This is a genomic window from Pseudomonas germanica, assembly GCF_019614655.1.
GTDB lineage: Bacteria > Pseudomonadota > Gammaproteobacteria > Pseudomonadales > Pseudomonadaceae > Aquipseudomonas > Aquipseudomonas neuropathica.
On sequence record NZ_CP071586.1, the window covers coordinates 3169190 to 3188430 of the forward strand.

Annotated in this window: 21 protein-coding genes and 1 riboswitch; of the genes, 10 read left to right on the forward strand and 11 right to left on the reverse strand. The window is 59.6% G+C overall.

Translation table 11 applies throughout. From position 1 onward, the window contains the following. From J0G10_RS14155 to J0G10_RS14170, 4 genes are all read left to right on the forward strand, one after another. Complete coding sequence (locus tag J0G10_RS14155; RefSeq protein WP_220558730.1) at window positions 1-744, forward strand: SDR family oxidoreductase; 744 nt, start codon at window positions 1-3, stop codon at window positions 742-744. An 81-nt stretch (window positions 745-825) separates the two neighbouring features. Further along, window positions 826-1212 (forward strand): nuclear transport factor 2 family protein, encoded by a 387-nt coding sequence (locus tag J0G10_RS14160; protein WP_095049886.1) that lies wholly within the window; start codon window positions 826-828, stop codon window positions 1210-1212. Between the two features lie 65 nt (window positions 1213-1277). Continuing rightward, the gene (locus J0G10_RS14165) at window positions 1278-1712 is read left to right on the forward strand and encodes an SRPBCC family protein (protein WP_095049887.1); all 435 of its coding nucleotides are present in this window, start codon (window positions 1278-1280) and stop codon (window positions 1710-1712) included. A gap of 117 nt (window positions 1713-1829) precedes the next feature. Beyond that, on the forward strand, window positions 1830-2546 hold the full coding sequence (locus J0G10_RS14170; RefSeq protein WP_220558731.1) for a class I SAM-dependent methyltransferase: 717 nt from the start codon (window positions 1830-1832) through the stop codon (window positions 2544-2546). Between the two features lie 713 nt (window positions 2547-3259). Here J0G10_RS14170 and J0G10_RS14175 read toward each other — a convergent pair. The 3 genes from J0G10_RS14175 to J0G10_RS14185 all read right to left on the reverse strand — a co-directional run bounded on the left by J0G10_RS14175 (window position 3260) and on the right by J0G10_RS14185 (window position 4933). Continuing rightward, complete coding sequence (locus J0G10_RS14175; RefSeq protein ID WP_095049889.1) at window positions 3260-3418, reverse strand: DUF2986 domain-containing protein; 159 nt, start codon at window positions 3416-3418, stop codon at window positions 3260-3262. A gap of 78 nt (window positions 3419-3496) precedes the next feature. Next, a complete protein-coding gene (locus J0G10_RS14180) occupies window positions 3497-4405 on the reverse strand; it encodes an alpha/beta fold hydrolase (RefSeq protein ID WP_220558732.1) in 909 nt (302 codons plus the stop codon). Between the two features lie 66 nt (window positions 4406-4471). Next, the gene (locus J0G10_RS14185; protein WP_034155445.1) at window positions 4472-4933 is read right to left on the reverse strand and encodes a VOC family protein; all 462 of its coding nucleotides are present in this window, start codon (window positions 4931-4933) and stop codon (window positions 4472-4474) included. 125 nt (window positions 4934-5058) lie between these two features. Here J0G10_RS14185 and J0G10_RS14190 point away from each other — a divergent pair, with 125 nt between their 5' ends. Continuing rightward, window positions 5059-5538 carry an anti-virulence regulator CigR family protein gene (locus J0G10_RS14190; protein ID WP_220558858.1) on the forward strand — a complete coding sequence of 160 codons (480 nt, stop codon included), beginning with the start codon at window positions 5059-5061 and terminating at the stop codon, window positions 5536-5538. Window positions 5539-5572: 34 nt separating this feature from the next. On the opposite strand, the gene J0G10_RS14195 is transcribed toward J0G10_RS14190, so the two are convergent. The 8 genes from J0G10_RS14195 to J0G10_RS14230 all read right to left on the reverse strand — a co-directional run bounded on the left by J0G10_RS14195 (window position 5573) and on the right by J0G10_RS14230 (window position 13092). After that, on the reverse strand, window positions 5573-7114 hold the full coding sequence (locus J0G10_RS14195; protein WP_095126431.1) for a class I SAM-dependent methyltransferase: 1542 nt from the start codon (window positions 7112-7114) through the stop codon (window positions 5573-5575). 167 nt (window positions 7115-7281) lie between these two features. Continuing rightward, the gene (locus J0G10_RS14200; RefSeq protein ID WP_220558733.1) at window positions 7282-7764 is read right to left on the reverse strand and encodes a GNAT family N-acetyltransferase; all 483 of its coding nucleotides are present in this window, start codon (window positions 7762-7764) and stop codon (window positions 7282-7284) included. 130 nt (window positions 7765-7894) lie between these two features. Then, complete coding sequence (locus J0G10_RS14205) at window positions 7895-8215, reverse strand: isochorismate lyase (RefSeq protein WP_220558859.1); 321 nt, start codon at window positions 8213-8215, stop codon at window positions 7895-7897. A 170-nt stretch (window positions 8216-8385) separates the two neighbouring features. Next, the gene (locus J0G10_RS14210; RefSeq protein WP_095049894.1) at window positions 8386-8589 is read right to left on the reverse strand and encodes a PLD nuclease N-terminal domain-containing protein; all 204 of its coding nucleotides are present in this window, start codon (window positions 8587-8589) and stop codon (window positions 8386-8388) included. A 50-nt stretch (window positions 8590-8639) separates the two neighbouring features. Next, window positions 8640-9560 carry an ABC transporter substrate-binding protein gene (locus J0G10_RS14215; RefSeq protein ID WP_220558734.1) on the reverse strand — a complete coding sequence of 307 codons (921 nt, stop codon included), beginning with the start codon at window positions 9558-9560 and terminating at the stop codon, window positions 8640-8642. Next, entirely contained in the window at window positions 9557-9916 is a 360-nt protein-coding gene (locus J0G10_RS14220; RefSeq protein ID WP_095049896.1) for a (2Fe-2S) ferredoxin domain-containing protein, read from the reverse strand. Before J0G10_RS14220 ends, J0G10_RS14215 begins: the two co-directional genes overlap by 4 nt. Then, window positions 9916-11853: a TonB-dependent receptor plug domain-containing protein gene (locus tag J0G10_RS14225; protein WP_220558735.1), complete on the reverse strand. Its 1938-nt coding sequence runs from the start codon at window positions 11851-11853 to the stop codon at window positions 9916-9918. The genes J0G10_RS14220 and J0G10_RS14225 overlap by 1 nt, the downstream gene beginning before the upstream one ends. A gap of 92 nt (window positions 11854-11945) precedes the next feature. Next, window positions 11946-12151: riboswitch (cobalamin riboswitch) on the reverse strand. 47 nt (window positions 12152-12198) lie between these two features. Next, window positions 12199-13092 carry a LysR family transcriptional regulator gene (locus J0G10_RS14230; protein WP_220558736.1) on the reverse strand — a complete coding sequence of 298 codons (894 nt, stop codon included), beginning with the start codon at window positions 13090-13092 and terminating at the stop codon, window positions 12199-12201. Window positions 13093-13202: 110 nt separating this feature from the next. Between J0G10_RS14230 and J0G10_RS14235 the strand changes: the two genes are divergently transcribed. The 5 genes from J0G10_RS14235 to mdeB are packed head-to-tail and all read left to right on the forward strand — an operon-like array spanning window position 13203 to window position 19175. Next, window positions 13203-14210, forward strand: coding sequence for a zinc-binding alcohol dehydrogenase family protein (locus J0G10_RS14235; RefSeq protein WP_095049898.1), 1008 nt, complete (start codon window positions 13203-13205; stop codon window positions 14208-14210). Between the two features lie 48 nt (window positions 14211-14258). Further along, on the forward strand, window positions 14259-15431 hold the full coding sequence (locus J0G10_RS14240; RefSeq protein ID WP_220558737.1) for an L-dopachrome tautomerase-related protein: 1173 nt from the start codon (window positions 14259-14261) through the stop codon (window positions 15429-15431). Between the two features lie 54 nt (window positions 15432-15485). Then, window positions 15486-16139 carry an oxygen-insensitive NAD(P)H nitroreductase gene (gene nfsB, locus J0G10_RS14245; RefSeq protein ID WP_095049900.1) on the forward strand — a complete coding sequence of 218 codons (654 nt, stop codon included), beginning with the start codon at window positions 15486-15488 and terminating at the stop codon, window positions 16137-16139. A gap of 27 nt (window positions 16140-16166) precedes the next feature. Continuing rightward, the gene (locus tag J0G10_RS14250) at window positions 16167-16475 is read left to right on the forward strand and encodes a putative quinol monooxygenase (RefSeq protein ID WP_095126427.1); all 309 of its coding nucleotides are present in this window, start codon (window positions 16167-16169) and stop codon (window positions 16473-16475) included. A 36-nt stretch (window positions 16476-16511) separates the two neighbouring features. Beyond that, the gene (mdeB, locus tag J0G10_RS14255) at window positions 16512-19175 is read left to right on the forward strand and encodes an alpha-ketoglutarate dehydrogenase (protein ID WP_095126426.1); all 2664 of its coding nucleotides are present in this window, start codon (window positions 16512-16514) and stop codon (window positions 19173-19175) included. Window positions 19176-19241 lie beyond the last annotated feature (66 nt).

Here is a 19241-nt window from a genome sequence, read left to right on the forward strand (position 1 = left end):
ATGAATTATCTACACAACAAAGTCGCCATCGTCACCGGTGCATCTTCCGGTATCGGCGCGGCCACGACGCGTGCGCTGGCGGCACAAGGGGTTCGTGTGGTTGTCGCTGCGCTGGACGAAAAGGGCTTACAGGCTTTCGTCGCCGAGTTGCGTGAGGCCGGCCATGACGTGGTCGCTTTTACTGCTGATGTGACCCGGCTTGAGCAAACCAGAGCACTCGCCAGGTTCGCGCAGGACACCTATGGCGGTGTCGACATTCTGGTCAATAACGCCGGGCTGATGCTGTTCTCCAATTGGGTCGATCTGGTCGTGGAGGATTGGGAAAAGATGATCGACGTGAACATCAAGGGTTATCTCAACGCTACCGCGGCAGTGCTGCCTGTGATGCTGGAGCAGCGGTCCGGGCAGATCCTCAACATGGACTCGGTGGCCGGCCATCAGGTCGGGCCGGCGGCGGGTGTTTACAGCGCCACCAAATTTTTTGTGCAGGCCATGACCGAGTCCATGCGCAAGGAATTGGGCGTACAGCATGGCATCCGCGTCAACACGGTCAGCCCCGGCGTTATCAATACCGGTTGGGCGGACAAGGTCAGTGATCCGCAAGGGCGCAAGGCCGCCCAGGAACTCAACCGCATCGCCATCGCGCCTGACGATGTTGCCCGGGCGGTGATCTATGCGCTCAACCAGCCGGGAAACGTCACCGTCAACGACCTCATCATTTCGCCGACGCGCCAGGACTGGTGAGTGTTGGCTGCTCCAGCCGCCGGGTGCCAGCCTTGGCTTCCGGTGGCCTTTGTAACTCCCCCCCAACGAAAGGAAACAACCATGTCGAAGAACATCAAGGCTGTACCGACCGCCGAATACACCGCTGTCATCGCCACCGCCAATCAATACGTCGAAGGTCTTCGGGTCGGTGATGCTCAAGGCGTCGCTCAAGCCTTTCATAAAGAGGCGGTGATGTACGGTTTCACCAACGGCGAATTGCTCGGCGGCCCGATCAAGAACCTGTTTGATTTCGTCGAGAAAAACGGCGCTGCCCCGCAAATCAGTACGCGTCTAGACGTGCTGGCGATCACACCGACCACCGCGGTGGTGCGCGTGGACATGGAAACCGATGCGATCGGTGCTGACTACAACGACTACCTGACCCTGATCAAAATTGGCGGCGTCTGGAAGGTCATCGCCAAGGTTTATCACCAGTTCGAGGCCTGAATATCGGTCGATCCCGGTAGTCCGCTGCCGGGATCGGCGGATGATCAATTACAAGGGGATACGAGATGTCGAAGGTTGAGTTTTCCGCTGTCGTGGAAGGCGCTGCACAACAGGTCTGGAACGTGGTGAAGCAGTTTGGCGAGATCAAGAACTGGCACCCTTCGATTGTGGACAGCCATATCGAAGGCGCAGGACCCGAGATTGTGGGCTGCATTCGCACGCTCACGTTGAGCGATGGCGCCGTTGTCAGAGAGCGCTTGTTGTCGGTTGATGACTCGACGTTGAGGCTGTCCTACCGTTTTGAAGAGTCGCCCTTACCGCTGGACAACTACGTGGCCAGCGTGGAACTGGTTGCTTTGTCAGGCCAGGACAGAACACTGGTCAGTTGGCTGGCCAGTTTCGATCTTCGAGAACCGAACAGTGCCGAGCACTATCAGGCACTGATTCGCAGCCTGATCGTCGACGGCCATGGTGGGCTGCAGGCGCTGCTTGCTCGGTAATACAAAACCCAGGTTCACATGCCCCGCATTCCCGCAAGGAATGCGGGGCATGAAGCGAATGAATTTTCCCTCTCGCGCTCTTCGGCGTAGCGTGCTCGAAAAACCAGGAGCATTGCCGTGAGCCAAACCTCGACCAGCCCCGCAGAAAAATTCGACACCTCCCGCGCCAGCGAATACGCCCGCCAAAGCCGCATCGCGCTGGCCGGCTACGACGCCTGTCATGATCTGGCGGCCTGCATGTTGGCGGCGAGCCTGGGTTCGCGTCCGGCCAACATACTGGTGGTCGGCGCTGGCGGCACGGCGCAGGAAATCATTGCGATGGCGGCGCTGGAGCCGCAATGGCATTTCACCGCAGTCGACCCTTCCGTACCGATGCTGGAAACCGCGACAGCGCAACTGCAGGCCAACGACTTGCTGCACCGAACCCAGGTGCATCTCGGCCACGTCGAAGACCTACCGGCCGCTGTCTCATTCGACGCAGCGACGTTGATCGGCGTGCTCCATCATCTGAACGGTGATGAGCTCAAGCGCCAGATCCTGCAAGCGATTCAGGCACGACTCAAACCGGGCGCACCGCTGATTGTCGCCGGCAACCATTACGCCTATGCCAGCCAACCGTTATTGCTCCAGGCGTGGGGACAGCGTTGGCGGCAGCAGGGCGCCAGTGCGGAGGAGGTGAAGGCCAAGCTGGGCAAGATTCTGCAAGGCGCCGACCCGCCGCATTCCGAAGCGGCGGTTCAGGCGTTGTTGCATGAGGCCGGGTTTGGCGAGGCGACGCGATTTTTCAGCAGTTTGTTCTGGGGGGCTTGGCTGGCGTGTAAAACGCCTTCTTGATGCGGACTGGTTCGCAAGGTGCGCTCAGACATGCCATTAACGTCACCGTCGGCGTTCGATCCATTGTTCCTTGGTCAGCCCATAGCACTTGCACAGGGCCGGTGCACTGGAGAGGCTCAACTCGGCGTCGTACAAGTATCGGCGCAGAAAAGGAGAACCGCTCACATGTCCGTTCTCACAAGCCTATTAATGTTTTTGTTCCGGATCCTGCCATATTGTGCATTGCAAGAAGAAGTACCCCAACAACGTACCTATTGGAAAACCAAACATCAATAACGCACCTATGAACTCTGATGCTTTTCTCGAAGACTCAAGTCGGTTTCTGCTTCCATAGGCAAGCAGTAAATGGACGAAAACGGCTGCTGCGCAAAACACAGGTATGCCTATTGAGGTGCTTTTATCAATCATGCATAGCCATGCAGAAAGTGAGCAGATGAGGAAATAGAATAATGCCAGGGTGATATGAAATCTCATCAGTTTAATATGATTTTTTTCATAGTTTGGCGAGCTATTTGTCATCGTGAGTCTGGCTCCGAAATAGGCGCAAGCATAAAAATAAATGTGTCGTAAATTTGGTCGGTAAACGCGCAAAACGGACAGGAAAAAAACGACCACCCGGCCCGGTCAGCGAAACGCGTGGCGCCGGTGGCGGAGAAAGACCTCTACATTGACCGGGCGCTGGCGAATATTGCGCCGTTCTTGTAGAGCAGGGATCAGCTCTCGCTGGAATCGATTGATTCCACTGCTGCCTCAGCCTCCAGTTTCGCCCGCTCAGCCTTGCTGATGTACTTGGGCTTTTTCGGCGCCAGTTTGGCGCTGGCCTTCTTGGCCTTTTCCTTGAACAACTGCTGCAGTTTCTTTTGACGATTCATGTTTTCTGTCCGGCCTGCTCTTGCGCGCAAAAGGGGCGAATCCTGACGTAAGCGTCGGGCCAAGGCAATGCCCATTCTTCACATTGCGATAAAGTCGCGCACTGCCTTGATGGTCGGTGCCGGCGCCTCTTCCATCAACCAGTGTCCCGCCGCCGGTATCACCACTTCGGTCACGTTGTCCGCGGCATTGCGCATGACGATCGCTTCGTTGTTGCCAAAGGACTTTTCACCGCCCACGGCGAGCACCGGCATGGCCAGGTGTTTCTGCAGAACGGGGGCGTTGTCGAGGGCGTCCTGACGAATGCTGCGGAACTGGGCAAAAGCGGCGTGCATGGCGCCGGGGCGGGCGTATAGCTTGGCGTAATGCTGGCGGGTGCCTTCATCGATTTTGGCCGGGGTGCCGGCGAACTCGTTCCAGAAGCGGTCGAGGTAGATGCGTTCGCGCCCGGCAACCAGACGCTCCATGTCCGCGCCGCCGAAGTCGAAGTGCCAGAGCATCGGCGAACGAACGATGTCGTTCCACGGTGTGATGCCGGGCACGGGCGCATCCATCACCACCAGGCGCTCGGTCAGCTCGGGATAGCGCGCGGCATAGGCGAACGCGACCATGGTGCCGATGTCATGCCCGATGACCACCGAGTGCTCGATCTTCAGCGCGCTCAACACCTGACGAATGTCGCCGGCCTGGGTCTTCTTGTCGTAGCCGTCCTGCGGAATCGACGATAACCCCATGCCGCGCAGATCCGGCACCACCACGGTGTGGTCGCGGGCCAGATCCGCCGCCAGCGGCGCCCACATATCGCCGGTATCACCGAAACCATGCAACAGCACCACGGCCGGACCCTTGCCACCAACTCGCACATGCATTGTCGCGCCTTCGACTTTGATGTCCTGAGTGTGGAAGGTGGCGGGGAAGGGAGTGACGTCGGCGTGGACCTGGAAACTCAGGACGAGCAGGGCGAGGCCAGTCAGCAGTGGGCGGGTCATGGCGAAGTCTCCAAGCGTGGTGGCGATGGAGAGAGCGTAGACGTATCGATCAGGGGCGGCGGAGTTTCATCCGCAAGCAAATGCTGCCTCGATAAATGCCCCCAGCGCCTTCTCTTCGAGAATCTCGATCGAGAAATGCCCGAAGCGCTTGGGCAACCAGATGATGCGGGTTCCGGACGGCGATTGCAGGTTCTCGCGAGTCAGCGGCTGGCCGTTCTCGTCTTCCGGCTGAACTCCGCTGGCGAGCAGTTCGTCGTAGGCCAACTCGATATCAGGTGTCGTGTAGCAATGACGGTAAATCATGCCTTCGCCCACTGTATCCAACAGTTCCTTGAGATTTCCCGCCAGCGGCTGGACCAGCATGAAGCGTTCCTGACCGATCAACGCCACGGCATAGCGTACGTGCAGGCCCCCGCGATTCCAGGTCTGCGTTGTGGAGATCCGCGCCTGAAGGATCTGCGCGTAATAGGCACAGGCTTCTTCAAGGTCTTTGACCAGTACGTCGATGTGGCTGAACTTCAAATCCATGAAATAGCTCCTGTCAGGCAGTGTCGATGGGCTGGGCGTAATCGACGATCGGTCAGCCGGAATAAACTAAGCTGATGTGTAACGTCAAGATGACACAGGAGCAACCCACCATGAAGGCGCGCCGCATGAACAAGTCACGCACGTTGATTGCAACGATTTCCTCTCTTGCGCTGGTTGTCAGCTCGGCGATGGCATTGGCTGATCCCGGTAATGGAAAGGGCCAGGGCCAGGGCAATGGCAATGGCAAGGGTAATTCGCAGAATGTGCAGGGCCACGGTAACCAGAAAGGCAATGGCAACAAGGGCAACAACTCTGGCGGTGACTGGAGTCATGCCCCTAGTATCGATCGCGGCAATGTGCTCGGGATTGTTGGTGGCTACCGCGACTATTGGAGCCCAGGACCTGCGCTGCCACCGGGCATTCAAAAGAATCTTGCGCGTGGCAAACCGCTGCCGCCCGGGATCGCGAAAAAACTCGATGGACGCCTGGTCGGTCACCTGCCGCATTACGATGGCTACGAATGGCAGCAGGTGGGCACGGATCTGATCCTGGTCGCCCTGGCCACCGGCCTGATTTATGAGGTGCTCAACGGGGCGTTTGATTAAGATTTCCTGCCCCGCTGCGCACCACCTACCCCGATCAGACGATTTTCAAAGCGCTCAGCACGATCAGCGATTGCTCGGCAAAGGCCTGGGCCTGCTCGGTCAGCGCGGCGATGTTGGCTTCAGCGGTGGTCAGCGCTTTGCCGTCCTTGACCAACACTTCGTTTTGTTCGGCGATGACGCTCCACGCCAGTTGCGCCCACTCCGCCGGGTGCTGCTTGCCCTGACGGATCGCAATCAGGAACAGTTGCTGGAAACGACTGACGGTGACGCCACCCCCGGTGACCGGGCTGCTCAGCACTTGAATGTCGGCATTGAACAGCGCGCGTTTGCACAGTTGCAGGTTGAACGCGGCGCAGCGTTCATACACCAGAGCCTCGGCAGCTTCGCTCTGGCACGGGGCTACCGCGCCCATGCTGACCAGGATGGCGATGGCCTGTTCCAGATCGTCATAGGCCATTGGTGACACCGCATCGAGCAACTGCTGCATCGTTTTGGCTTCATACATCTGATCCGCGAGGGCATTGAGGAGCGGGCGGTAAATTTCCGCTTGCAGCGTCGCTGCGCCAGCGGGGCCGGTGACGCTGGAGGCTACGTTTTCTGTCGGCTGCATCAGCACAAATCGCGTATTGAGCATGCGCGAACGGCGCTCGGTCGCGCTGAGTCGGTTGGCACCGCGCACGTACAGGTCGCGACGGAAAGCCTGGTTGACGAAATAGTCACGCGCCTGCTCGCGCATCACCGGGTGTTCGATACCGTCGAGAAAGGCCAGGCCTTCGGCGCTCAGGTTGAGTGCGTCGACCGAATCCATCGGCACCGCCGTCGTGACGTAATCGAGCTTGGCCGGGGCCAGTGCATCCACCATGTCGGCGAAATACATGCAGTTCCAGTCGCGATTGAAATATTCGTGGGCGACGTATTGGCGGTCCTGACCTTTGATGGTCTGCAGCCGGGCACCCAGACTCGGCGCGGCAATGGCGTACTTGGGGTTGGCCGCCAGCAGCGCTTCGGAAAACTGCAACGCGGCGTCGATGCGCTGATCCGCCCGCGTCGAGTGATTGGCGAAGCGGTCGTGCAGGCTGAACAATTGGCGCAACGGCGCAGCAGGCGACCAGCCCGGGAATGCGTTGTAGCTGACGTAGAGATGACCACCCGGTTTGAGGTGGCGTCGGGCGAATTCGACGATCAGTTTCTGGTTGTCACGGCTGACCCAGGTCCAGATGCCATGCAGGCTGATGCTGTCGAACTGCGGCAAATCATGGCGCGCCAGCAGTTGCTCGAAGCTGTCGTCGTAGAGTTTTGCGCCGTTGTTGCTGAGTTCCGCCAGCTCAATGGCATGGGCCGCCTGACCGGGGTGGAAGTCCGTCCCGACGAAGCCACCAGGGTTGGCCGTGGCGTGGATATTGATCGACACACCCTGGCCAAAGCCGAGTTCACAGTGATAACCGTCGGGATTGTCCAGACCGGCAAAGCCGCGCAACAACAGGCAGTAACGCTGGAATACCGGATTGATTTCCCGGCTATAGCTGTAGGTGTAGCCTTCGTCGGTGAAATAACCTTCGTTCCAGGCATTGCTCATGGGTGCAGCCTCTTGAATCGTAATGGAAAGTGGCTCTTGTAAAAGGATGGACGTGCGTCGTTCAGTCTTGCGCAGGTCATCAGCATGTTGTCGGCAGGATCGAACCATCCGATAGGGTTCGTGCTGATATTTTGCCGGGTTTATTCATGATCGGAGTTGGCCGCTCCTCACAATCGAACGCCCATCTCCAGGGCGCGGGTCTCGAAGCCGAACTCGGCATACATGCGCACCGCGCGCTCGTTGAACGGCCAGACCGTCAGGCGCAAGTCCTGAGCATCTTGCTCGATAGCCCAGTCTTTCACCTGTTGAATCAGTGCGCGGCCAATGCCTTTACCCCAGAACGGCTCGGCGACACACACCGAGCCGATGCGCACCACATTCTGCGGCTGCATCAGCGGGCCGGAACTGGCGGACAGGATGGCCGTGATGAACGCCACGGGCCGTTCACCTGCGCTGGCGATGAAGACGATCTGGCCAGGCTTTTCGAATACCCCCGCCCAGTGCGGCAAATCGCGGGCAAAATCTTCGGTGGCGGCGGCGTAGATGTCAGGGCGAGCGGCGTGGTGTACCGAGTTGAGCAATTGGCCCAGTTCGCACATCGCCAGAGCATCTGCAGCGGTGGCGGTGCGGTAGGTAATGACTTCTTCCATGAATAGCGCTCCTTGATTTCGTGAGGGATCTGGCGTTGTGGTTGAAAAAGAAATCATCGGACACACGCGGGCGGTGGTCGACAGCACGCGCCGCATGTTCGTGAGCCAGTGAAAAACTCCGGCAAAGGCGTCAACGTTCCGGTTGCTGCGCCGCCCAGTGCTTCATCTCTTCTGCGATGAAGTGATTGATCAGGTCGCTGTACATTTTCTCGATCGCGTCTGCGTTCAAACCTTCGGCGCAGGCCCATTCGCGGCGGGTGGCCAACATGGCCTGGTAACGCTCAGGTGCTCGAACCGACGTCGATGAGGTTTTGAACTTCGACGCGGCAATGACGTACTGGAAACGTTTGCCCAGCAGTTTGATAACCGCCTGATCGAGACGATCGATTTCACTCCGGATGTCTTGCATGTCCGCACAATCGGCGGGTTGTAATGTGTTGATCACTTCCATGTACGTCGTTCTCTCTTCGGGGGAATCTTTGCCGGGCAGGTGACACGCGAAAGAGGTGCCGACGATACCGGCATCCATCACTAAGATACGCTTCGCCAATGCAACCTCCCTGTTGTCGCCTGGCCGGCCGTATTGCGGTGTGCAGCATAGATGAGGTTCTAGCGGCCTGACTACGATGCTGAGTTATGACTGACATGCTTGGGCCCCGCCAACGCCCAGGCAATCAAGCCGAACAGCGGCACAAACACGATCAGCACAATCCATACACCTTTGTTGCTCGCTTTCCCCTCGCTCTTGCGCACCCGATTGATGGCCCAGAGCTCGATTAGCAGAAGAACTGCCGCCAGTACGATCCACACGGTTTCGATTTGCATTGGCTACCTCCTGATGGTCTGTTCGTTAGGTGGCGTGCGGTGCGACGGGTTCATTTATTTTTCTTCAGTGCATTGAGCAGGCGGGCCAGTTGCAAGGCGACGCGGCCGCTGTTGTAGGTTGGCAGCAGGTGGGTGAAAGGGATCTCGATGATGCGGTTCTCGCGCACCGCGCGCAGTTGCGAGAGGACCGGGTCGTGGGCCAACAGGTAGCGTTTTCGGCGGGCGGGCGACCATTCGGCGTCGGCCAGCAGGATCACGTCCGGGTCGCTGGCCAGCAGGGTTTCGCTGTTGACGGTGACTCGATAGAGGTTGATGTCGGCGAACACATTGCGTGCTCCGGCAGCCGCCAGCAGCGGAGTGACAAAGCCACGCCGACCTTCGCTGTCGAGACCTTTGACTTCGCTGTCGAGATAGAACACGGACAACGGTTTACCTGCACCGGCCAAGGCTCGGGCGCTGGCAATGTCCTTTTCCATGGAGTCGATCAATGCTTGGGCTTTTTGCTGCTGGTGCAGCAGCTTGCCCAAGGTCAGCAAGTCATTGCGCACATGCGCGAAATAATCCAGCGAGTGCCCATTGCAGGCGGATTCCAGCAGATACGTACCCACGCCATTGCGCGCAAGCCCCGAGCGCGAGGTCACCCCGTCGCCGAACGCCGTGGCAAAACCGCCGATCACCAGATCCGGCTTCGCAGCGTAAAGCACTTCGCTGGCCGGGTACTGCCGCGCGATTACCGGTACGCCGAAATACTCGGCTTGGCGCTGACCGGCACCGGTGTCATCCAGATACGCCACGCCGACCAGCGCTGGCCCGGCACCCAGTGCGAGGACGAGATCGGCCGCATGCTGATTGAGCGCGACGATGCGCGAAGATTGATCGGTGCTCCATTCTTCGCCGCAATTGCGGTAACTGTCGGCGAGTACAGGCATTGAGCAGAGCAGGGCGCCAAGTACGTACAGAATCGATCTCATGTCTGCGCCTTGATCAGCAAATCCGCAACCACTTCACCGCCCACCAGATGCCCCTCGACCAGTCGCTGCACATCTTCATGGCTGCGCACGCCATACCAGCAGCGTTCCGGGTACACCGTCACAATCGGCCCCAGATTGCACGGGAACTGACAGTGCGTACGGGTCAGCAAGACGCCGCCCGGCGTCTCGATGCGATCGTGCGCCAGTAAGTGCCGGCGCAAGGTTTTCCATAACTGCAACGCGCCGCGCTGGGTGCAACGCGGGCCGGTGCAGACGAATACATGGCGCGCATGCTCGGGCACCTGCGACCAGTCCGGGTGCGTGTCGACGCCGTCGACGGTTTTGATGTCACTCATCAGAAGCGGTACGTGTAGCGCACTTCGGAGGTGAACGGCCGGCCGAGGTTATCGATGTTGCTCGAACGGCTGGTGACGTAATCACGGTCGAACAGGTTCTCCACCAGCAGGCTTACGCGGTGTTGGTGGGCGTTGTCGAGGTAGCGATAGGCGTCGGCGTCGACCACTGAATAATTGCCGTACTCGACCTGCTTCGAGCTTTTGATGTCACGAATGTAGCGGATCGCACCGCCGGCACCCCACAGGCGGCTTTCCGATTCATAGCCCACGCGCGAGCGGGCGAAGAAGCTCGGGATATCGTTGAGGGTCACACCGCTGCGCGATTCGGTGAGGTCGCGGGTCATGTCCGCTTGCAGGCTCCACTGATCGTTGAGCGCGAGTTTGGCGTCGGCCTCGAAACCACGCATACGCACCTGGCCTTCACCGTTGACCCATTGAATGTCGTCGAGGGTGATCAAGTCGTCGATCTTGCGTTTGAACAGGGTCACGCTGGCGCTGAATTCGCGGTCGAGCAGAAAGCCTTTGTAGTCGACACCCAGCTCCGCATTGCGGCTTTTTTCCGGCTTCAGGTTGCGATTGCCGATCTCGTCGCCCGGTTCATTGACGAACAGCTGCTCGGCGTTCGGCAGTTTGTAGGCGCTGCCGTACTGACCGCGCACCGACCAGTTGTCGTTGAGGTCATACAGCGAAGTGAGCATGCCGACCGTGGCACTGTCGCCGCCGCTCATGGCTTCGTGGCGAACGCCTATGCTCGGGTGCCAGTCGGGCAGGGCGTCGATCTGCGGACGCAGTTGCGTGTAGAAAGCGTGGGCTTCGGCCTTGTCGTTATCGATGATCAACACATCATCCTGGCCCTTGAACCATTGATTGTCGGTGCCAAACACCAGTACATGATCGCCGGGCAATTCAGCCTTGCCTTCGGCCTGCACACCCCAGTCGGTGAAGCCCCAATAGTCGTTGTGGTTAATGACTTTGGTGCCGCCGCCCTCCCGGTTGTTGACGCGGGTATAACGCGTGTCCCAGTCGTTGATATGGCCTTTGACGAAGTAGCTCAGGCGCTCATTGACGGCCTGCTCGAAGGTCGCCGTGGCGATCTGCTGCACGCGGTCGTTAGTGGTCTTGTGGTTGTCGACCGGGCGGGCGAAATCGAGGTTGGCGTCGGCGTATTGGTAAAACAGCTCCAGCCGCGAATCGTCGTCGAACGACTGAATCGCCTTGCCGCCGAACGTGGTGACTTCGTAGGCGCGATCCTTGCCGGAATCGTTTTTCATGTCGCGGTTGCGATAGGGCTGGTAACCGTCGGAGACGTTGTGACTGACGTACGCCAACAAACCGAGGTCGCCGAAGCCGTTAGTGAAGATATTCTCGACGCGGGCGTCTTCGGTGGTGCCGCCAAAGCTGTCGACGCCTAGATTCACTTCGCCGGCGGCTTTGCGCGATTGCGGGCTGCGGGTGACGATGTTGATCACACCGGACACGGCCTGGGTGCCGAACAACAGGCTCTGCCCACCCTTGAGCACTTCGATGCGTTCGATGGCGTTGGCCGGCAGGGTGTCCAGATAGAGGCCGCCGTACAGGCGATTGTTCAGGCGCACGCCGTCGAGCAGGATCAGCGTGTCGTCGTTGCGCCCGCCGAGCAGCGAATAGGTGCCGTAGTCGAAAGGGCCGTTTTTCGGCGCAACATACAAGCCTGGAATGAACATCTGCATCACGCGGCTGACATCGGCGCTGGGGCCGGCGCGTTCGATCTGTTCGCGGCTGACGATTTCGACCTTGCTGCCGAATCTGGCCATGTCGGCGACGGTGGTGGACTCCACCGACGGTGCGGAAACGATTTGTTGATTGAGTTCCAGCGGCGCGTCGTCGGCCAGTAGCAGCGGGCTGAACAGGCAGCCAAGGAACAGGGTTGGAGCAGAAGTGTTGAAAGGTCGAATCATTGTCTTCTCGAAAAGGATCTTCGCAGAAGAGCATGCAAGAGAAGGCATCGCGCGCAGCCAATACCGGCCCATGCCCGCCCACCGCAGGATTTTGCCAAACGAAATTCCAGGCCGGTCTCCGGGCTCGCGCGTATCGAGGTTTTCACCTTCCCATGGCCGTCTGGCCACAGTGGTGTATTGAAAACATCACGCGCATACCGTTGCGGGGGCAGCACCGGACTTGTTCGAAAAGAACGTACCGGTTTCCCGTTTCACCCCATGCACGGCGGCATGGGACACCTGAAACTGGCCGGCATCTGAACATTCGAGGAGCGTCTCGTCAATGTGGCAACCAACGGGGGGGAGCTATTGGATGCGTTCCAGAGCGACAAACTGGCCACTCAACCACGCATAAAGCTGAGACACCGCCGGGGTGATCTGCTTGCGATGCGGGCACACCAGACTCAACGGTGAGGCATTGCCGGGAAAATCCTTCAGTAGCACGACCAGTCGCCCTGCGATCACGTCTGCACTGACGTCCAGCCAGGATTTGTTGGCGATGCCTTCGCCGCTCAACGCCCAGCGGCGCACGATGTCGGCGTCGTCGCTGAACATCGGTCCCGAGACCTGGATCGTTTCACTGCCCAGGCTCCACTTGTCGTAGATCCGGCCGCCTTGCTGGTAGAGCAGGCAAGCGTGGTTGTGCAGATCGTCCGGCGTTTGCGGGTATCCGTGGCGCTCCACGTATTCCGGTGCGGCGACCAGCACCCGCCGGTTCCACGGTGCCAGCGGCAGCGCCACGTAGTTGGCATCTTCATTCGAGCCGTATCGAATCGCCACGTCTACCGGGTCACGAAACAAGTCGGCCATCTGGTCCGACAGGGAAAAGCGCAAGGTCAGTTCCGGGTGCTGGCGGCGAAACAGTGTGAGCCACGGCAGCAAAATGTTGCGCCCCAGATCGGACGGCGCCGTCACTTGCAACACGCCGCGCAACGTGGCGCTTTCACCGCGCAGGTTTTCCTTGCCTTGCTTGAGCGCCTCCAGCACCGAGTGGGCGGTGGGCAAGTATTGCTCGCCCTCGGCGGTTAATCGCAGGCTGCGGGTGGTGCGCGCAAACAGGCGCACGTCCAGCTCACGCTCCAGACGCTTGATCGCCGCGGCAACCTGACCGGGCAATAAATCCGCCTCATGGGCGGCAGCGGTGAAGCTGCCCAGCGCGGCGCTGCGGGTGAACAAACCAAGATCATCGATGCGGATCATTTTCACTCCTGCAGTGAAAGTGTTGGCGCATTCTGCTGGTTTTTCTTTGTGCTTGGGAAGTCGAAGATGGCGGCAAGCGAGCACATCAGCTCTTCAGACAGCGAGTTTCCATGAAAGCCATCACCTTCACCCAACACGCTTTGCCCATTGAAGATCCGCAATCGTTGCAGGACATCGACCTTCCGGTGCCAACTCCCGGCCCCCGGGATTTGCTCGTAGAAGTTCGTGCGGTGTCGGTCAATCCGGTCGATACCAAAGTACGCGCCGGAACTTTCACCAAAGAACCGAAAATCCTCGGCTGGGATGCCGCCGGTATTGTCCGCGAGGTCGGGGCTGAAGTGACGCTGTTTCAGCCTGGCGACGAAGTGTTCTACGCAGGCTCCCTTGCCCGCACCGGCAGTTATAGCGAATTTCATTTGGTGGACGAGCGAATCGTCGGGCACAAACCGCGTTCGTTAAGTGCTGCGGATGCCGCGGCATTGCCGTTGACCTCGATCACCGCCTGGGAGCTGTTGTTTGACCGTCTCGGTGTCACCGAAGGTTCAGGGCAGGGCAAGTGCCTGTTGATCACGGGGGCAGCGGGCGGCGTCGGTTCGATGCTGGTGCAATTGGCCCGACAGTTGACGCAGCTGACTGTCATCGGCACCGCCTCACGGCAGGAAACGGCTGACTGGGTCCGGCAATTGGGCGCGCATCACGTCATCGATCACAGTCAGCCGCTGCTCGCACAGTTGCAGGCACTGGGCATCGACGAGGTCAGCCATGTCGCCAGCCTGACCCATACCGAGCAGCATTTTGCGCAGCTGATCGAAGTGCTTCAACCACAAGGGCGTCTGGGCGTGATCGACGATCCTGAAAGCCTCGACGTGATGCCGCTCAAGCGCAAGTCGCTGTCGCTGCACTGGGAGCTGATGTTCACCCGTTCGCTGTACGAAACCCCGGACATGATTGAGCAGCATCACCTGCTCAATCGCGTCAGCGATCTGATTGACCAGGGCATTTTGAAAACGACTGTCGGTGAACATTTTGGCGCGATCAACGCGGCAAACATGCGCCGTGCCCATGCCTTGGTCGAGAGCGGCAAGGCCCGAGGCAAACTGGTGCTTGAAGGTTTCTGATTTCACTCATTCAGACGGGCCTGCAAGCGGGCCGGTCAGGAGCAGCTCATGCGTATGAAAAAGCTTTCTGCTGCATTGGTCATGGTCATGGCGGCGCCGTTCGCCCATGCAATCAGCGCCGTCGCGTTGCCGGCCAATGCCCCCGCCGACCGATCCTTCGGCAAGCTCGAACAGGTCCATGCGTTCTACGACGCGATGCCCACCGGCGTGACCGTCACCGAGACCGGGCGCATCTTCGTCAACTTCCCGCGTTGGGGCGACAACGTGCCGTTCACCGTGGGCGAGATCCGCGACGGTAAAGTCGTGGCTTACCCGAACGCGGCGATCAACCAGGAAAACCTCAACGATCCCAGTGATGGTCTGATCAGCGTACAGAGCGTGGTGGCCGACGGGCGGGGCCGTGTCTGGTTGCTCGATACCGCCGCGCCGGGTTTCGCAGACCCAAAACCTAAAGGCGCGAAGCTGATCGCGGTGGATCTGGTCAGCAACAAGATCGTGAAGCGTCTGGTGTTCCCGGACAACGTCATGTTGCCGAGCACCTACGTTAACGACATGCGTTTCGACTTTCGCACAGGCCCGGAGGGAACGGTCTATCTCACTGACTCGTCCCTGCGTGGACCGGGCGCGATCATCGTCATGGACATCGCCAGCGGCAGTGCCATGCGCCGTTTGAGCGGTGTGCCGGCGACCTCGGTTGACCCGACCTTTGTCCCGGTGGTTGAAGGCCTGCCACTCACCGTTGAAGCTCCGGACGGCAAGCGCAAACCGCTGGGCGTGGCCTCGGACGGCATCGCGCTGTCGGCGGACGGCAAGACACTGTATTTCACTCCGCTGTCGAGTCGGCACCTGTATTCGGTGTCCACCGCGTTGCTGCGTGATGCCAACTTCAGTGAACAGCAACTGACGGCTGCCGTGCAGGATCTGGGGGAGAAGGGCGCGTCCGATGGTCTGGAGGCTGACGCCGCCGGCGCCGTCTATGCCGGCGATTACGAGCACAACTCGATCCGCAAGCGTCTGCCGGACGGCCAATGGCAAACGCTGGTACACGACCCGCGTCTGCTCTGGCCAGACACATTGTCCATTGGCCCCGACGGCTATCTGTATTTCATCGCCAACCAGTTGCACCGCCAGGCGGCATTCCGTTCCGGGCAGGATCAGCGGCAAAAACCTTACAGCCTGATGCGTCTGAAGATCGACGCAGCGCCGGCGCCGACGCGCTGATTTCCAAGCGGCATTGAGTTTTACGTTTTCACTTTTCAGATCAGGAGTTCAATCATGGATCTCGTTTCTCTGGCCAAGCGCCGTTTCACCACAAAAGTTTTCGATGCCGACCGCAAGATTCCCAGGCACACACTGGAGTTGCTGCTGGAACAACTGCGCAACAGTCCGTCGTCGGTCAACTCTCAGCCTTGGCATTTCGTGGTTGCCGAGAGTGATCAGAGCCGGGCGCGAATCGCCCACAGTACTCAGGGGCCGTTCAGCTTCAACCAGCCGAAAATACTCAACGCGTCGCACGTCATCGTCTTCTGCACTCGCACGCATCTGCCGGAGGAATACCTGCAGGCGTTGCTGGCTCAGGAAGCCATGGACGGGCGTTTTCACAATGCCGAGGCGCGAGCAGGGCAGGAGCGTGGACGGCGCGGTTTTGTCGATCTGCATCGCTTCGATCAGAAAGACCTGCAGCACTGGATGGAAAAGCAGACCTACCTCGCGCTGGGCACATTGCTGCTGGGTGCCGCCTCGCTGGGTATCGACGCGACGCCGATGGAAGGTTTCGACAGCAAAGTCCTCGACAGTGAACTGGGCCTGCGCGAACAGGGCTTCACCAGTCTGGTCGTGGTGAGCCTGGGCTATCACAGCAGCGAAGACTTCAACGCAGGCCTGCCCAAGTCCCGCTTGCCGTCCCAGTCGCTGTTTACCTTTCTCTGAATGCAGCCGGTCCCAGGAGTATTGAAGATGAACCAGTCCACAGAAACATTGATCTCGATTGCCGTGCTCAAGGCCAGGTCAGGCCAGGAACAGGCCTTGAAAGAAGGCTTGCTGGCGCTGGTTGAGCCGACACGCGCAGAGCCGGGCAATCTCGACTATGTGTTGTTTGAACTGCGCGACCAGCGCGGCACGTTCTACATGCGCGAGGCCTTCAAGGATCAGGCGGCACTGGATGCGCATTTCGCCATGCCTTACTTCAAGCGCTTTGCCGCCGCGGCGGATGACCTGCTGGAGGAGCCGCTGCAACTGATATTTCTTGAGCACGTGTCGAACTGATCCAGTCGTCCATTCAACCTGTCAGGGTGTTCTGCCATGAAAGATACCGCGCAACGGCCAACCCACGGAACGCCGGTTCACGAAGACATCGATGCCATTGAAACCAACGAGTGGCTGGAAGCCCTGGCAGGTGTCGCGAAAGTCGGCGGCAGACCGCGCGTGCGGTTCTTGCTGCTGCGACTGGCCGAGCAGGCCAGCCGTCTCGGCGTGCAAACGACGGCGAGTGCGTATTCGCTGTACCAGAACACCATCGCGCTCGAACAGCAGCCGGTTTATCCCGGGGATCTGGTGATGGAGGAGCGCATCACCTCGATCATTCGCTGGAACGCCCTGGCCATGGTGGCGAAGGCGAACAAGGCCTATGGCGAATTGGGCGGTCACATCGCCAGTTACGCCTCGGCGGCGGAAATTTTCGAGGTCGGCTTCAATCACTTTTTCCGTGCGGACAGCGAAGCCGGGCGCGGTGATCTGGTTTACTTCCAGGCGCACTCTGCCCCCGGGGTGTACGCGCGGGCCTTTCTTGAAGGGCGTTTGCAGGCGTCGCAACTGGAGCGTTACCGGCAAGAAGTGAAGGGCGGCGGATTGTGTTCCTATCCGCATCCTTGGTTGATGCCCGACTTCTGGCAGTTTCCCACGGGCTCAATGGGTATTGGCCCGATCAATGCGATTTACCAGGCACGGTTCCTGCGGTATTTGCAGCACCGTGGGATTGCCTCGACGGAGGGGCGGCATGTCTGGGGCGTTTTTGGTGATGGCGAGATGGACGAGCCGGAGTCCATCGCCGCGCTTTCGCTGGCAGCGCGGGAGAATCTTGACAACGTCACCTTCGTGATCAACTGCAATCTGCAGCGTCTCGACGGCCCCGTGCGCGGCAACGGGCAAATCGTTCAAGAGCTGGAGTCACTGTTCAGCGGCGCCGGCTGGAATGTGATCAAGGTGTTGTGGGGTTCGGACTGGGACCCATTGTTTGCCCGCGATGACGGCCATGCACTGTTGCGCCACTTCGCCGGGATGGTGGATGGCGAGTACCAGAATCTGGGGGCCAATGACGGTGCGTATAACCGCAGCCATTTCTTCGACCAGGACCCGCAGTTGCAGGCGTTGGTTGCAGACATGAGCCCGGAGCAGATCGACGCGTTGCGCCGGGGCGGTCACGACTTTCGTAAGTTGCATGCCGCGTTCGAGGCCGCGCGCAAGCACAAGGGCAGGCCGACCGTGGTGCTCGCCAAAACCAAGAAAGGTTTCGGCATGGGCCAGATCGGCGAGTCGCGCAACACCTCGCACCAGCAGAAAAAACTCGATATCGAGGTGCTCAAGGCATTCCGTGATCGTTTCGCCTTGCCGCTGGATGATGAGGCCGTGGCAGAAATGCGCTTCTACAAACCGGCTGACGACAGCCCCGAGTTGCGATACCTGCATCAGCAGCGACGGGCGCTCGGCGGTTACTTGCCCAAGCGCAACGGTGTGTCAGCACCAATAACAGTGCCACCGCTCGACAGCTATGGCCGTTTTGCGCTGAAGGCCGATGAGCGTGAAAACTCGACGACCATGGCGGTGGTGCGACTGTTCACCCATCTGATCCGGGACAAACAATTGGGGCCACGCATTGTGCCGATTGTCGCCGATGAAGCGCGCACATTCGGCATGGCGAATCTGTTCCGGCAAATCGGGATTTATTCATCCGTCGGCCAGTTGTACGAGCCAGAAGATGCCGGCGCGCTGCTCTATTACAAGGAATCGACCGACGGGCAACTGCTCGAAGAAGGCATCACCGAAGCCGGCGCGATTTCTTCCTGGATCGCTGCGGCGACGTCCTACAGCGTCAATGGCGAGCCGATGCTGCCGTTCTACATTTACTACTCGATGTTCGGCTTTCAGCGCATTGGCGACCTGATCTGGGCTGCCGCCGACCAGCGCGCCAGAGGCTTTTTGATCGGCGCCACATCGGGGCGCACAACGCTGGCCGGTGAAGGACTGCAGCATCAGGACGGCTCCAGTCAATTGATCGCAGCCACTGTGCCCAACTGCCGCGCCTACGACCCGGCATTTGCCAGCGAGGCGGCGGTCATCATCGACCATGGCGCCCGGCGCATGCTGGAGCAGCAAGAGGATGAGTTCTATTACCTGACGGTAACCAACGAGAACTACGTTCAGGCCTCACTTGAACCAGACGAACACGCGGACGTGATTCGCGGCATGCGCCTCTATGCGCGCTATGGCGAGGAGGTACCGGCGGTTCGTTTACTGGGTTCGGGAGCGATTCTGCGCGAGGTGATTGCCGCCGCACATATGCTGGATCAAGAGTGGCAAGTCAGCAGCGAAGTGTGGAGTGTGACCAGCTTCTCCGAACTCGCCCGGGATGCCCGCGAGGTGCAGCGTCAGCAAGTGTTCGGCGGCGATGTCGAGTGCCAGAGTCACCTGCTGCATTGTCTGCCCGGTAACGCTCCAGTCGTGGCGGCCAGTGATTACGTGCGCGCCTATGCACAATTGGTGGTGCCGTATTTACAGGCACCGTGCATCTGCCTGGGCACCGACGGATTTGGACGCAGCGACACACGCTCGGCGTTGCGCAGCTTCTTTGAAGTGGATCGCTATCACATCGTTTTGGCGGCGCTGGCTTCGGTCGATCCGCGGGCACATGCCCAGGCTCGGGCGAAATACGCTATCGACGCCGACGCCGAAGCCCCCTGGAACTGCTGAGCCTTCACGTCGTGTGTCCCTTCTTTCATCAACCAACAATCGCGACGGCACACTCTGGCTGCCTGC